The 12546-nt window shown below is 57.5% G+C and carries 11 protein-coding genes; 7 read left to right on the top strand and 4 right to left on the bottom strand.

What is annotated here, in order from left to right; all coding sequences use genetic code 11:
* Positions 1 to 102: 102 nt before the first annotated feature.
* A complete protein-coding gene (locus IFT53_RS13295; RefSeq protein WP_192065496.1) occupies positions 103 to 1317 on the bottom strand; it encodes a ubiquinone biosynthesis hydroxylase in 1215 nt (404 codons plus the stop codon).
* A gap of 86 nt (positions 1318 to 1403) precedes the next feature.
* Between IFT53_RS13295 and tesB the strand changes: the two genes are divergently transcribed.
* The 6 genes from tesB (at position 1404) to IFT53_RS13265 (ending at position 8814) form a co-directional block, all read left to right on the top strand.
* Positions 1404 to 2288: an acyl-CoA thioesterase II gene (gene tesB / locus IFT53_RS13290; protein ID WP_192065269.1), complete on the top strand. Its 885-nt coding sequence runs from the start codon at positions 1404 to 1406 to the stop codon at positions 2286 to 2288.
* 212 nt (positions 2289 to 2500) lie between these two features.
* Positions 2501 to 2851, top strand: coding sequence for a P-II family nitrogen regulator (locus tag IFT53_RS13285; protein WP_042615577.1), 351 nt, complete (start codon positions 2501 to 2503; stop codon positions 2849 to 2851).
* A 28-nt stretch (positions 2852 to 2879) separates the two neighbouring features.
* On the top strand, positions 2880 to 4301 hold the full coding sequence (locus tag IFT53_RS13280) for an ammonium transporter (RefSeq protein WP_042615578.1): 1422 nt from the start codon (positions 2880 to 2882) through the stop codon (positions 4299 to 4301).
* A gap of 196 nt (positions 4302 to 4497) precedes the next feature.
* Positions 4498 to 7128, top strand: a complete 2631-nt coding sequence (locus IFT53_RS13275; RefSeq protein WP_192065267.1) for an FtsK/SpoIIIE family DNA translocase — start codon at positions 4498 to 4500, stop codon at positions 7126 to 7128.
* 145 nt (positions 7129 to 7273) lie between these two features.
* Complete coding sequence (locus IFT53_RS13270; protein WP_192065265.1) at positions 7274 to 7936, top strand: outer membrane lipoprotein carrier protein LolA; 663 nt, start codon at positions 7274 to 7276, stop codon at positions 7934 to 7936.
* 74 nt (positions 7937 to 8010) lie between these two features.
* Entirely contained in the window at positions 8011 to 8814 is an 804-nt protein-coding gene (locus IFT53_RS13265; protein ID WP_192065264.1) for an exodeoxyribonuclease III, read from the top strand.
* Positions 8815 to 8818: 4 nt separating this feature from the next.
* Here the strand turns inward: IFT53_RS13265 and IFT53_RS13260 are convergent, their stop codons facing one another.
* Together IFT53_RS13260 and IFT53_RS13255 are read right to left on the bottom strand one after the other, a co-directional pair.
* The gene (locus IFT53_RS13260; protein ID WP_192065262.1) at positions 8819 to 9274 is read right to left on the bottom strand and encodes a cyclic nucleotide-binding domain-containing protein; all 456 of its coding nucleotides are present in this window, start codon (positions 9272 to 9274) and stop codon (positions 8819 to 8821) included.
* Positions 9275 to 9361: 87 nt separating this feature from the next.
* Positions 9362 to 10045, bottom strand: coding sequence for a response regulator transcription factor (locus tag IFT53_RS13255; RefSeq protein ID WP_042615582.1), 684 nt, complete (start codon positions 10043 to 10045; stop codon positions 9362 to 9364).
* Between the two features lie 196 nt (positions 10046 to 10241).
* On the opposite strand from IFT53_RS13255, the gene IFT53_RS13250 reads away from it, so the two are divergent.
* Entirely contained in the window at positions 10242 to 10790 is a 549-nt protein-coding gene (locus IFT53_RS13250; protein WP_192065260.1) for a L,D-transpeptidase family protein, read from the top strand.
* A 44-nt stretch (positions 10791 to 10834) separates the two neighbouring features.
* On the opposite strand, the gene leuC is transcribed toward IFT53_RS13250, so the two are convergent.
* A complete protein-coding gene (gene leuC, locus IFT53_RS13245; protein ID WP_192065258.1) occupies positions 10835 to 12244 on the bottom strand; it encodes a 3-isopropylmalate dehydratase large subunit in 1410 nt (469 codons plus the stop codon).
* Positions 12245 to 12546: the final 302 nt, after the last annotated feature.

The following is a 12546-nucleotide window of genomic DNA, read 5'->3' as shown; positions in this document are numbered from 1 at the left end:
AAAGGCAAGGAGGCTTTTCATGAAAGGCGGATTTGCAGGGATTTTAACCCAGACTCTGCCGATTAGACCAGGTTGCGGACGTATCAGCGCCGAATCACCGCGTCAAAGTGGCTGACCGGCCAGCAATCTCGGCCCGCCCTTATCATGGGTGCCTGCCGCCTGACCGATGAAATAGGATTTGAGGCCCGGAATTCGGTCAACAATCCCCAGGCCGAAATCACGCGCCACGCGGATGGGGCCGAGATCGTTGGAAAACAGCCGGTTCAGCACATCGGTGGTGATGCCCATGCGCACCGTATCGAACCTGCGCCAGGACTGGTAACGCTCCAGCACGTTCAACGAGCCGATATCGAGGCCGAGGCGATCTGCCTCGACAATCGTTTCGGCAAGGGCAGCCACGTCCTTGAAGCCGAGATTGAGGCCTTGGCCCGAAATCGGGTGAATGCCATGGGCGGCATCGCCTGCCAGCGCCAGACGCGGAGCCACGAATGCCCGCGCAAGTGTGAGGCCGAGCGGAAATGCCCGCCTTGGACCCACGGGCCTTATGGCACCGAGCTTGTGGCCGAAACGGCGCTCCAGCTCTTCTTCGAACACGAGATCATCCGCGGCCACCAACTGATCGGCATCGGCGGTCCGTTCCGTCCAGACCAGCGAGGAGCGATTGCCCTTCAACGGCAGAATGGCGAAGGGGCCGGAGGGCAGGAAATGCTCTTCGGCGCAGCCATTGTGCGGACGCTCATGTTCCACAGTCGTGACGATGCCGGATTGATCATAGGCCCAGTGGATCGTCTTGATACCGGCCATGTCGCGCAGGGCAGAGCGAACGCCATCACAGGCAACCAGCAGCCTTGTTTCAAGCGTCGAGCCATCGGCCAATGTCACCAGATTGCAGCGGGGACCGGCATCAAAGCCGGAAACGCTTGACCCATGGCGAATGGTAACACCCATCCGCTCGCACAGGCCACGCAAGGCACCAACCATGGCAACATTTGGCACCATATGCGCAAAAGGCTGGCCTTCGGCGACATCGCCATCGAATGTCAGAAACACAGGCCGCACGGGATCGGAGGTTTTCGAATCAGTGACGATCATCTTGTTGATCGCCTGCGCTTCCGGAAGCAACTCGTCCCAAATGCCGAAGACATCAAGCATCCGGGATGCCGCAGCGATGATGGCCGATGCGCGCATGTCCTTTTTCCAGACATCCTCAGGCGCTGCTTCGATGACCTGCACTTCCATGTGCGGTGCAGCCTGCTTGATGGCGACCGCAACGCCAAGCCCGACATATCCGCCGCCAGCAATCACCACATCAAGCATCACGTCATCTCCTGCATTCTTGTGAATATCACGCATGCACTATAGACCATGCATTCTGGTCTTCCTACAGCTGGAGCATGTCGAAAATGTCGCGCCCTTTTGAAAATTCTGCGCCGCTGGAAAATCTCATCTCCACGCTGGACCTCGAAAAACTGGAAGAAAACCTTTTTCGTGGCACAAGCCCGCAGGTTGGCTGGCAACGGGTTTTCGGTGGGCAGGTCATCGCGCAAGCGCTGATGGCAGCCCAGAGAACCGTCAGCGCCGAGCGTTTCGTCCACTCTCTCCACGCCTATTTCATGCGCCCCGGAGACCCGCTGGTTCCCATTATCTATCAGGTGGACCGCATTCGTGATGGCGCAAGCTTTGCCACACGCCGCATCGTCGCCATCCAGCACGGCAAGGCTATTTTTTCCATGTCGGCCTCGTTCCAGATCGATGAAGGTGGCTTTGACCATCAGGCATCGATACCCACGGTTCCCCAGCCCGAGAAATTGATGAGCGAAGACCAGATGCGCGACGCGTTTCTGGCAAAAGCCCCGCCTGCTATCCGCAAATATTGGGAAAACAAGCGCCCCATCGAGATCAGGCCCGTCTCGCTGACGCATTACATTTCCAGGGAAAAACTCGAACCCCAGCAGAATATATGGGTTCGCGCCGTGGGTGCCGTGCCGGATGACCAGCATTATCAGGCCGCCGTTTTGGCCTATCTTTCCGATATGACCCTGCTGGACACATCGCTTTACGCCCATGGCACGACGATCTTCGATCCAGCCATTCAGGCAGCCAGCCTTGACCACGCCATCTGGTTTCACCGCCCCTGCAAACTCGATGACTGGCTGCTCTACGTTCAGGACAGCCCCAGCGCCTCAGGTGCACGCGGTCTGACACGCGGCAGCCTGTTTACCCGCGACGGCATGCTCGTCGCATCGATGGCCCAGGAAGGCCTGATCCGCAAAATAGCAAATGATTAGTTTTTAGGCGTTTTTCAAAAAATGCCCATCAATTGCGCTGGCCACGCGCAAAGCGCTGCCTATTTTCCAATCTTTTTTATTATTCCCCTTCTGAATCAATAACTTAAGAACGCGCCACTGAAACTGGCATGCGCCTTGAATGTATTGTTACAGTCGCTGTTATCGATCAGCCAGCGTCGAGGAGAATCGGCTCTGCCGAGGACAAACAAAGGATGGGAAACCAGATGAAAATTGTGATGGCCATTATCAAGCCGTTCAAGCTGGACGAGGTGCGCGAAGCGCTGACTGCTGTTGGTATTCAGGGCCTGACTGTAACCGAGGTCAAAGGTTACGGGCGCCAGAAGGGACATACCGAAATTTATCGCGGCACCGAATATGCGGTCAGCTTTCTTCCAAAGTTGAAGATCGAAATCGCCGTCGCGTCCGATCTCGTCGAGAAGGCCGTCGAGGCAATCGCGGCATCTGCAAAGACGGGGCAGATCGGCGATGGCAAGATCTTTGTCTACTCGATTGAACAGGCCGTGCGCATCCGTACCGGCGAAACCAACACAGAAGCGCTTTAAGCTCGGCTGACAGGGGAGTTTTCAAACCATGCAATTTAACAGGATTTCCACACTTGGTCGGCTCAGCGCCGGCGCGGCGGCGCTCCTTGCCCCCGCCTTCGCCTTTGCGCAGGATGCTGCCGCTCCGGCGGTTGCCGCAGCGGCACCAGCAATGACAGTCGACAAGGGCGATACGACCTGGATGATGATTTCGACCATCCTCGTCCTCTTGATGATCGTTCCCGGTCTGGCACTCTTCTACGGCGGCCTCGTTCGCACCAAGAACATGCTGTCTGTCCTGATGCAGGTCATGATGATTGCGGCTGTCGCCATGATCATCTGGGTAACCTACGGCTATTCGCTGGCGTTCACCGATGGCGGCTCGCTCAACAGCTTTGTTGGCGGCTTTTCCAAGATGTTCCTGGCGGGCGTCGATACGACAACAATGTCGGAAAGCTTCACCAAGGGTGCAGCGATCCCGGAACTCGTCTTCGTTTGCTTCCAGATGACGTTCGCAGCCATTACCCCGGCTCTGATCGTTGGTGCGTTTGCTGAACGTATCAAATTCTCCGCAGTTATCCTGTTCACGATCCTCTGGCTGACCTTCGTCTACTTCCCGATTGCTCACATGGTCTGGTTCTGGGGCGGCCCAAGCGCCTATGACGGCCCAACTGGCCTGATCTTCAGCTTCGGCGCAATCGACTTTGCCGGCGGCACGGTTGTTCACATCAACGCAGGCGTTGCAGGTCTCGTCGGCGCAATCATGATTGGCAAGCGCACAGGCTTCGGCAAGGACATGATGGCTCCGCACTCCATGACCCTCACCATGGTCGGCGCTGCCCTTCTGTGGGTGGGCTGGTTCGGCTTCAACGCCGGTTCCAACCTGGAAGCAAACGCCTATGCTGGCCTCGCCATGATCAACACCTTCGTTGCCACGGCAGCGGCCATCGTTTCCTGGGCACTCGTTGAAAACTTCACACGCGGGAAAGCCTCCATGCTGGGCGCTGCTTCCGGTGCTGTCGCTGGCCTCGTTGTCGTCACCCCTGCTGCCGGTTTCGTCGGTCCAATGGGCGCGATCATCATGGGTCTGGTTGTTTCCCCAGTGTGCTACTTCTTCGTTTCGACGGTGAAGAACAAGTTCGGCTACGATGACACGGCAGACGTGTTCGGCGTGCACGGCGTCGGCGGCATCATCGGCGCTCTGCTGACAGGTGTTTTCGTCAACCCAGCACTCGGTGGCGCAGGCATCGTCGATTATTCGACAGCTGACTTCGCTGCCAGCTACGCAGGCACGGCAACGCAGGTCTGGGCGCAGCTCAAGGGCGTTCTCGTCACTGTTGCATGGTCTGGCATCGGTTCGATCATCCTCTACAAGGTGGTAGACCTCGTCGTCGGTCTGCGTGTTCCGGTGGAAGCTGAACGCGAAGGTCTCGATCTCGCCACCCACGGCGAAGCGGCTTACCACTCTTAAGGCCAGCCCGCTTTACTATAAGACACGCGAAAGCCCGGCCATTGCCGGGCTTTTTGCATTTCCGGGCCCTGAATATCAGCAGAATGTGCATGGTTAATGCCATGTTAACCAGCAACCCGCTATTTTGGCCTGTCATCCCGTCTGCGCCACCTCTGGCGCGGACCCCGGAAGCAACTAGGAACGACAGGTTCAGAATATGGACAGAGTGACTTCTCCGACATTCGATGGTCGTGATAACCGCTTCGTGCTGACGGCATTCGTTGTGCGCCAGATATTGGCCCTGTGTGGTTTCGCCGTGCTGGGCGTGCTGGCGCTCGGCATCACGGCATTGGCCACCTGGAATGTCGCAGACCCCAGCCTGTCCTATGCCACGGGCAATGCGCCGACCAATCTGCTCGGCCACAGCGGCGCGATCTTTGCCGATATCATGATGCAGTTTCTAGGCCTGTCGGCGCTGATCGCCATGCTGCCGATCCTTGCCTGGTCATTCGCTCTGATTTCCGGCCGAAAGTTCAGCCGCATTCCTGCCCGCCTCGTGGCCTGGGTCAGCGGCGCTTTCATCGCCTCTGCCTCGCTCGGCTGCTTTCCCGCCCCCCTGACATGGCCTCTGCCCAACGGCATTGGCGGCGTCATCGGTGATATGATCCTGCGTTTCCCAGCCCTCTTCATCGGCGCATACCCCACAGGCACCTTCGCCACAGTCCTTGGCAGCCTCTTCGCAATCCCGGCCGCATGGCTGATGTTGTTTGCCTCGGGGCTTCTTGGCGCACCGGATGAAGAGGACGAACTCATCGTTGCCCAGGCTTCCACGCCCAGCAAGGCCCACAAGGTGCAGGAAGCGGTTGAAGAGGACGAGGATGATGGCAATGGCTTCTTCGGCAGCCTTTTGGCCTTCGGCGCGCTCACCCATTATTGGTACATCGCCCAGGCCCGCTTCCGCCGTCTGTTCGGCCTGAAGCCAAAGTCGATGCGCAATGAATTCGAACAGCCCTATGATTTCAATGATTATGAATTCGGAACACTGAACGAGCCATCACGCCTGAAAACCGCCATGAACAGGCTTGAGCGCGCAGAGCCATCCTTTGAAGAACGCGCAGAGGCCCGCGCACGGCGCGACGTTGCCCCGCCATCGATCTCAATGGACGATGACAACAATAGCGACGAAGACGATGATAGCCTGCCCGATGGCGTCCTGTCCGGCGATGCCAAGTTTGCCGCCCGCCCTGCCGCTGGCCAGACCCGCATCACGCCGCCATCCGCCCGGCCCAAGCCCAGCGAACGCCTTGCCCGCGATGCGCAACCCTCCTTCATTGCCAGAGATGGCTTCCAGCTTCCTTCCGTCCACCTTCTGGCCGAGCCGAAAAGCGTCGTTCGTGACAACACGCTGAACGCGGATGTTCTGGAAAAGAATGCCCGCAGGCTGGAAGGCGTTCTGGAAGACTTCGGCGTCAAGGGCGAGATCATTCACGTTCGCCCTGGCCCCGTGGTCACCATGTACGAGCTTGAGCCCGCACCGGGCATCAAATCCTCGCGTGTCATCGGCCTTGCCGATGATATCGCCCGCTCGATGAGCGCCATTGCCGCCCGTGTCGCCGTCGTGCCTGGCCGCAACGCCATCGGCATAGAACTACCCAACAAGATCCGCGAAACCGTCTATCTGCGGGAATTGATTGCGTCGCGCGATTTCGAGAACAACAAGGCCAAGCTGCCCATGTCGCTCGGCAAGACCATCGGCGGTGAGGCGGTGATTGCCGATCTGGCCAAGATGCCGCATCTGCTGGTGGCCGGTACCACCGGTTCCGGTAAATCCGTTGCCATCAACACCATGATCCTGTCGCTGCTCTACCGCATGACACCGGAACAGTGCCGCCTGATCATGATCGATCCAAAAATGCTGGAACTCTCCGTTTATGACGGCATTCCGCATCTGCTGTCTCCCGTCGTTACCGATCCTAAGAAGGCCGTTGTCGCGCTGAAATGGACCGTGCGCGAGATGGAAGAGCGCTACAAGAAAATGTCGAAGATCGGTGTGCGCAACATCGATGGCTTCAACACCCGCGTTCAGCAGGCGCTGGACAAGGGCGAAGTTCTGACCCGCACCGTGCAGACCGGTTTCGACCGCCAGACCGGCGAAGCCATGTACGAAACGGAAGAATTTGACCTGAAGCCCCTGCCCTACATCGTTGTTATCATCGATGAAATGGCCGACCTGATGATGGTGGCGGGCAAGGACATTGAAGGCGCCGTCCAGCGACTGGCGCAGATGGCGCGTGCTGCGGGTATTCACGTCATCATGGCCACACAGCGTCCATCCGTCGACGTGATCACTGGCACGATCAAGGCCAACTTCCCGACCCGCATTTCCTTCCAGGTCACCTCCAAGATCGACAGCCGCACGATTCTCGGTGAGCAGGGTGCCGAGCAGCTGCTTGGCATGGGTGATATGCTCTATATGGCGGGCGGCGGGCGCATTCAGCGTGTGCACGGTCCATTCGTGGCCGACAATGAGGTCGAAGACATCGTCGCCTACCTCAAGACTCAAGGCTCGCCGGAATATCTTGAATCCATCACCGAAGAAGATGAAGACGAGGATGGCGGCGGCCCATCAGGCACCGGCAACATGGCCGAATCTGACGACCCCTATGATCAGGCTGTCGCCGTGGTGCTCCGCGACGGAAAGGCATCCACATCTTACGTTCAGCGTCGACTGGGCATCGGCTATAACCGTGCTGCATCACTCATCGAGCGCATGGAGCAGGAAGGTATCATCGGCCCAGCAAACCATGCCGGAAAACGCGAGATTCTCGTGCCGACCGAGCAGGATTGATACGCGAGCCTAGACGTGCCAGTTCACGCTGATGTCAGCAACCAACACGACGTTCCGGCATTATACACGGTGGCGATATACCCCATGACACTGTCATGAAGCCGCCGCGTTTTTTTGGCAAGAAATGGCGATGAAGGAGAAAAGAATGAAAAACAACGTCCCGGTCGCTTCCGCGCAGCCTTTCAGCCTTAATGGCACCATGACGCGTCGCGGCCTGATGACCCTGTTTTCCGCAACGGCAGCGATGGCGGCTCTGCAGCCGCTGCAGGCTTTTGCGCAGGACGCGACGGCCCAGAAAATTGCCAACCACTTCTCCTCCGTCAAAACCATGATGGGAGAGTTCGTGCAATTTGGTCCACGCGGCGAACAGACGGGCGGAAAGTTCTATATTGCGCGTCCGGGCAAGCTGCGCTTCAACTATGAAGACCCATCGCCGATGCGCGTCATTTCCGACGGCAAGAACGTGGTGATCGGCAACAACAAGCTGAAAACCTGGGATCTCTATCCCCTTTCCAAGACGCCGCTCAGCCTTCTCCTGTCGGACAAGATCGATCTTGGCAACCAGAAGGTCCGCGACGTCAAACAGGAAACCGACCTGACGACAATCGTTCTAGGCGACAAAAGCATATTCGGCGATTCGACCATCACACTGATGTTTGATCCGAAGACCTTCGATCTGCGCCAATGGACCACCACGGATGCGCAGAACAAGGACACGACAGTGATGATCTTCAACGTCCAGACCGGCATGGCGCTGGACGATAAGGTGTTCGCGATCAATTACGAGGAAGTCCGCGGTCGCGGTTGAGAAAAGAATTCCCGTTTTCCGCTTGATGTTATAAGCCTGCCTCCACCGTTCAGACGGATCAATGGAGTGCAGGCATGACCTTTTCGATAACCACATGGAACATCAACTCGGTACGCCTGCGCATGCCAATCGTCGAGCAGTTTCTGGTGCGTTACAATCCTGATGTGCTCTGCCTGCAGGAAACCAAGTGCCCCAACGGCGAGTTTCCTTTGAAGCCATTGAAGGCGCTCGGCTACAACCATGTCATCATCCATGGCCAGAAGGGCTATCACGGCGTCGCAATCGCCTCGAAACTGCCGCTGACCGAAGATCACCGGCAGGATTATTGCGGCATTGGCGATGCCCGCCATATCTCCGGTATTGTTCAGGTCGGTTCTCGCAAAATCCGTCTGCACAATTTCTATGTCCCGGCAGGCGGCGATGAGCCGGATCGTTCGATCAACCCGAAATTTGGCCACAAGCTCGATTTCATCGAGGAAATGAAGGCCTTGAGCGCCGACAGCGTACCGGGCACCTCCTCCATCCTCGTTGGCGACTTGAACATCGCTCCTCTGGAACACGATGTCTGGTCGCACAAGCAACTCTTAAAGATCGTCAGCCACACGCCGGTTGAGACCGAAGGTCTGCTGGAGATCATGAAAAAGGGCAACTGGCTCGATCTGATGCGCCTCAATGTGCCAGAGACCGAAAAAATCTACACCTGGTGGAGCTACCGCGCCAAGGATTGGGAAGCAGCCAATCGCGGTCGTCGTCTCGACCACATATGGTCGTCGCAAGACCTTGGACCATCGCTCGACCGCATCGAGATCCTGCGCGAAGCCCGCGGTTGGAACCGGCCATCGGACCATGTTCCCGTAACGGCGCATTTCAAGTTCTGAAAACTTACGAAAAGCGGCCCTGAAGCGCTGCGGCACCGGATGACAAGGCCGCGATATTGTCGCGAATGCGCGTGAGAACGACGTCGGCCACGTCAGGAAACTCTTCGATCATTCGATGGAAGAGGATGCGGGTGATGCGGATGACCTCGGAATCTTCGTGTGCAACCGCCGTATATTTGCGCTCGCAGAGTGTGAACAGCGCAAGCTCTGACAACAGCGAACCCGCCTGAGGCCGCGCCTGAAGCTCAGGCTTTCCTTGACGACCAGTGCTGTAGAGATCAAACCCACCACGCGCAATGACGAAGCCGCATTCAGCTGGAGAATGCTCACGGAACAGGGCCTGCCCCTCGGCAATCCTGCGCCGCTCGGCACCGAAAGCGATCAGACGCAACTGGTCGTCGCTGAAGCCCTGAAACAGGGGCACCTGCGACAGAAGCTGGATATCGTCATTCAATGCCATAACGTTCGAAGCCCCCACAGCTGATCACAGCTCTGGTTTTCGAACAACGGCGCGGCCAAGACAAGGGCCGCACCACCAGATTTATCGTTACGGCACAATCTTGTAGCCACCATTCTCGGTGACCAGCAGTTCTGCGTTGGATGGGTCGCGCTCGATCTTCTGGCGCAGGCGATAAACATGGGTTTCCAGCGTGTGCGTGGTGACGCCGGAATTATAACCCCAGACCTCTTCCAGCAGCACATCACGCGTCACAACCGCGTTGCCCGCACGGTAGAGATAGCGGATGATCGCGGCTTCCTTTTCGGTCAGGCGGATCTTCTTGCCGTCATCCGATGTCAGCAGCTTCTGGCTCGGCTTGAACTGGTATGGACCAACGGTGAAGACGGCGTCTTCACTCTGCTCATACTGGCGAAGCTGTGCACGCACCCGCGCCAGCAGAACGGCAAAACGAAATGGCTTCGTGACATAATCGTTGGCGCCAGCTTCCAGACCAAGGATCGTATCGGAATCCGTGTCATGGCCGGTCAACATGATGATCGGTGCCTTAAAGCCATTCTTGCGCATGATCTTGACGGCTTCGCGCCCATCCATGTCTGGCAAACCGACATCCATGATCAAGAGATCAACTTGCGTTGATTTTGTCGTCTGGATCGCGGCATTGGCGTTCGCGCCCGTCAGAAGATTGAATTCTTCATAAGGGGACAATTGCTCGGCAAGTGTCTCGCGCAGATCGTCATCGTCGTCGACCAAAAGAAGTGTACGGGCCGTCATGGGATATCTCAGCCTTTCTTGTTACATTGAAAGCATATCGCACAAGCGTATCTTGCGATCGTCATGGTGCGCGTGCGTTCTACATTCGTGAGCCAATTCAGCGATTTGATGCCGCAACGTCAACCCTTTGTCACTCTATAACACTGCGCCCGGAGGTCACGTTGCCACACCTGCAAAGCAAAATCTCGTGAGAACCATGCCGAAACGCAAATTAAAGCAGCCAAAGAAGACTTTGGAATTGCGCGTTCGCGCCGCGCCGCGCAACAAAAGCAGAGCATTGCTCCAACTGGGCTACCTCACTTTTCAGGCGGCTATCGGCCGCAACGGGCGAACGGCACTTAAACGCGAAGGCGATGGCAAGACGCCGATCACGACAATGGCTGCGCTCTACGGCTTCCACAGAGGTGACAGGATGACTGCCTTGAACACATCGCTGCCGATGTATCGCACGCGGTCCAACATGTTGTGGTGTGATGCGCCATCAGATCCCAATTACAACAGGCTCGTCACGGCACCCTTCAAGGCAAGCCATGAAGAGATGCGCCGGCAGGATGGTCTTTACGATGTCTGCCTCGTGCTGGATTGGAACGTCACATCACGCCGCCGCAATCTGGGGTCGGCCATTTTCATGCACATGATCCGCCCGGGCTATGAACCGACAGCGGGCTGCGTGGCGCTTCATCCACTCGACATGCGCCGCATTCTGCCGCATCTGCGCAAGGGCACGAAAATCACTGTCTTCTAAAAAAAAACCGGAGGCAACTGCCTGCCTCCGGCCATCGTCACAATTCAACGCCAGTCGCGAACATCCACGAAATGCCCAGCAACCGCCGCAGCCGCAGCCATTGCAGGCGACACAAGATGCGTGCGGCTCTTATAGCCCTGACGTCCCTCGAAGTTGCGGTTGGAGGTGGAGGCGCAGCGTTCGCCGGGCGCAAGCCGGTCGTCATTCATGGCAAGGCACATGGAGCAGCCCGGTTCGCGCCATTCAAAGCCCGCTTCCAGGAAAATCTTGTCCAGACCTTCCTTCTCGGCCTGTTCCTTCACAAGACCAGAGCCGGGAACGATCATGGCAGACACGGTGGACGCGACCTTGCGACCCTCGACGATTTTGGCCGCAGCCCGCAGATCTTCGATGCGACCATTGGTGCAGGAGCCGATGAAGACGCGGTCGATGGCGATGTCGGTCATCTTGGTGCCGGGCTTCAGGCCCATATATTCCAAGGCGCGCTGCTTGGAATTGCGCTTGTTCTCGTCCTCGATGGCCGCTGGATCCGGCACTTCACCCTGCACGGAAACCACATCCTCAGGCGACGAACCCCAGGATACGATGGGCGGCAGGTCGGCGGCGTTCAGCACGACAACCTTATCGTAATGCGCACCTTCATCGGATTTCAGCGTCTTCCAATAGGCGATGGCCTGTTCCAGAACCTCACCCTGCGGAGCGCGTGGCTTGCCCTTGATGTATTCGAATGTCGTCTCATCAGGCGCGACAAGGCCAGCGCGGGCGCCGCCTTCAATGGTCATGTTGCAGACCGTCATGCGGCCTTCCATCGACAGTGAGCGGATGGCTTCACCGGCAAATTCGATGACGTGACCCGTACCACCGGCAGTGCCGATCTCGCCAATAATGGCGAGGATGATATCCTTTGCAGTCACACCATCAGGCACCTTGCCATCCACACGCACCAGCATGTTTTTGGCTTTCTTCTGGATCAGCGTCTGCGTTGCCAGAACGTGCTCAACTTCAGAGGTGCCGATACCGTGCGCCAGCGCGCCGAACGCGCCGTGGGTGGATGTATGGCTGTCACCGCACACAATGGTCATGCCCGGCAGCGTGAAACCCTGCTCCGGCCCAACGATGTGGACGATGCCCTGACGCTTGTCGCGCTCGGAATAATATTCAACGCCGAATTCCGCAGCATTCTGCGCCAGCGCCTCAACCTGCACCCGGCTTTCCTCGTTCTTGATACCCTCAAGACGGTCGGCGGTGGTTGGCACGTTGTGGTCCACAACGGCCAAAGTGCGGGATGGCGAATGAACGGGGCGACCGGCAAGGCGCAAGCCCTCAAAGGCCTGCGGGCTCGTCACCTCATGCACGAGGTGACGGTCGATATAGAGAAGACAGGTTCCATCCGGGTCGCGATTGACGACGTGATCATCCCAGATTTTATCGTAGAGGGTGCGGGGTGCGCTCATGGCTGTATCCATCGATTTTGAAAAATGAGTTCGGGTCGCAGCAAAACGGTCAAGCTCTCAAGAGAGCTTTCAGGCAATCGTAAGTCGACCGCCAAGAGTGCCGGAAATGCGCGCAAAGAAACGTGCCGGCAGACGCTTATGGTCTTGCAGCACGAAAACGTTCTGAGCGAGGCATCCGAATTTTGATCCCATCCGTCCATCATACCAGATCGGATAATCCTCGGCAATATTGTCATCAGAGCAGAAATACGCCGCTCTCCGTCCATTAGAGGTGGATAAAACAGCCTTCTCATTCGTTAGGA

Origin of the sequence: Rhizobium sp. CFBP 13644, assembly GCF_014842165.1 — a bacterium.
Classification (GTDB): Bacteria; Pseudomonadota; Alphaproteobacteria; order Rhizobiales; family Rhizobiaceae; genus Agrobacterium; species Agrobacterium tumefaciens_C.
The sequence above is the reverse complement of the archived record's forward strand: the minus strand, read 5'-3'. Positions and strand labels throughout refer to the sequence as shown.

What these genes read in the sequence shown, in the direction of transcription:
- IFT53_RS13295 (WP_192065496.1), bottom strand. Translation starts at nt 1,317, where the DNA reads ATGCTTGATGTGGTGATTGCTGGCGGCGGATATGTCGGGCTTGGCGTT.
- tesB (WP_192065269.1), top strand. Translation starts at nt 1,404, where the DNA reads ATGTCGCGCCCTTTTGAAAATTCTGCGCCGCTGGAAAATCTCATCTCC.
- IFT53_RS13285 (WP_042615577.1), top strand. Translation starts at nt 2,501, where the DNA reads ATGGGAAACCAGATGAAAATTGTGATGGCCATTATCAAGCCGTTCAAG.
- IFT53_RS13280 (WP_042615578.1), top strand. Translation starts at nt 2,880, where the DNA reads ATGCAATTTAACAGGATTTCCACACTTGGTCGGCTCAGCGCCGGCGCG.
- IFT53_RS13275 (WP_192065267.1), top strand. Translation starts at nt 4,498, where the DNA reads ATGGACAGAGTGACTTCTCCGACATTCGATGGTCGTGATAACCGCTTC.
- IFT53_RS13270 (WP_192065265.1), top strand. Translation starts at nt 7,274, where the DNA reads ATGAAAAACAACGTCCCGGTCGCTTCCGCGCAGCCTTTCAGCCTTAAT.
- IFT53_RS13265 (WP_192065264.1), top strand. Translation starts at nt 8,011, where the DNA reads ATGACCTTTTCGATAACCACATGGAACATCAACTCGGTACGCCTGCGC.
- IFT53_RS13260 (WP_192065262.1), bottom strand. Translation starts at nt 9,274, where the DNA reads ATGGCATTGAATGACGATATCCAGCTTCTGTCGCAGGTGCCCCTGTTT.
- IFT53_RS13255 (WP_042615582.1), bottom strand. Translation starts at nt 10,045, where the DNA reads ATGACGGCCCGTACACTTCTTTTGGTCGACGACGATGACGATCTGCGC.
- IFT53_RS13250 (WP_192065260.1), top strand. Translation starts at nt 10,242, where the DNA reads ATGCCGAAACGCAAATTAAAGCAGCCAAAGAAGACTTTGGAATTGCGC.
- leuC (WP_192065258.1), bottom strand. Translation starts at nt 12,244, where the DNA reads ATGAGCGCACCCCGCACCCTCTACGATAAAATCTGGGATGATCACGTC.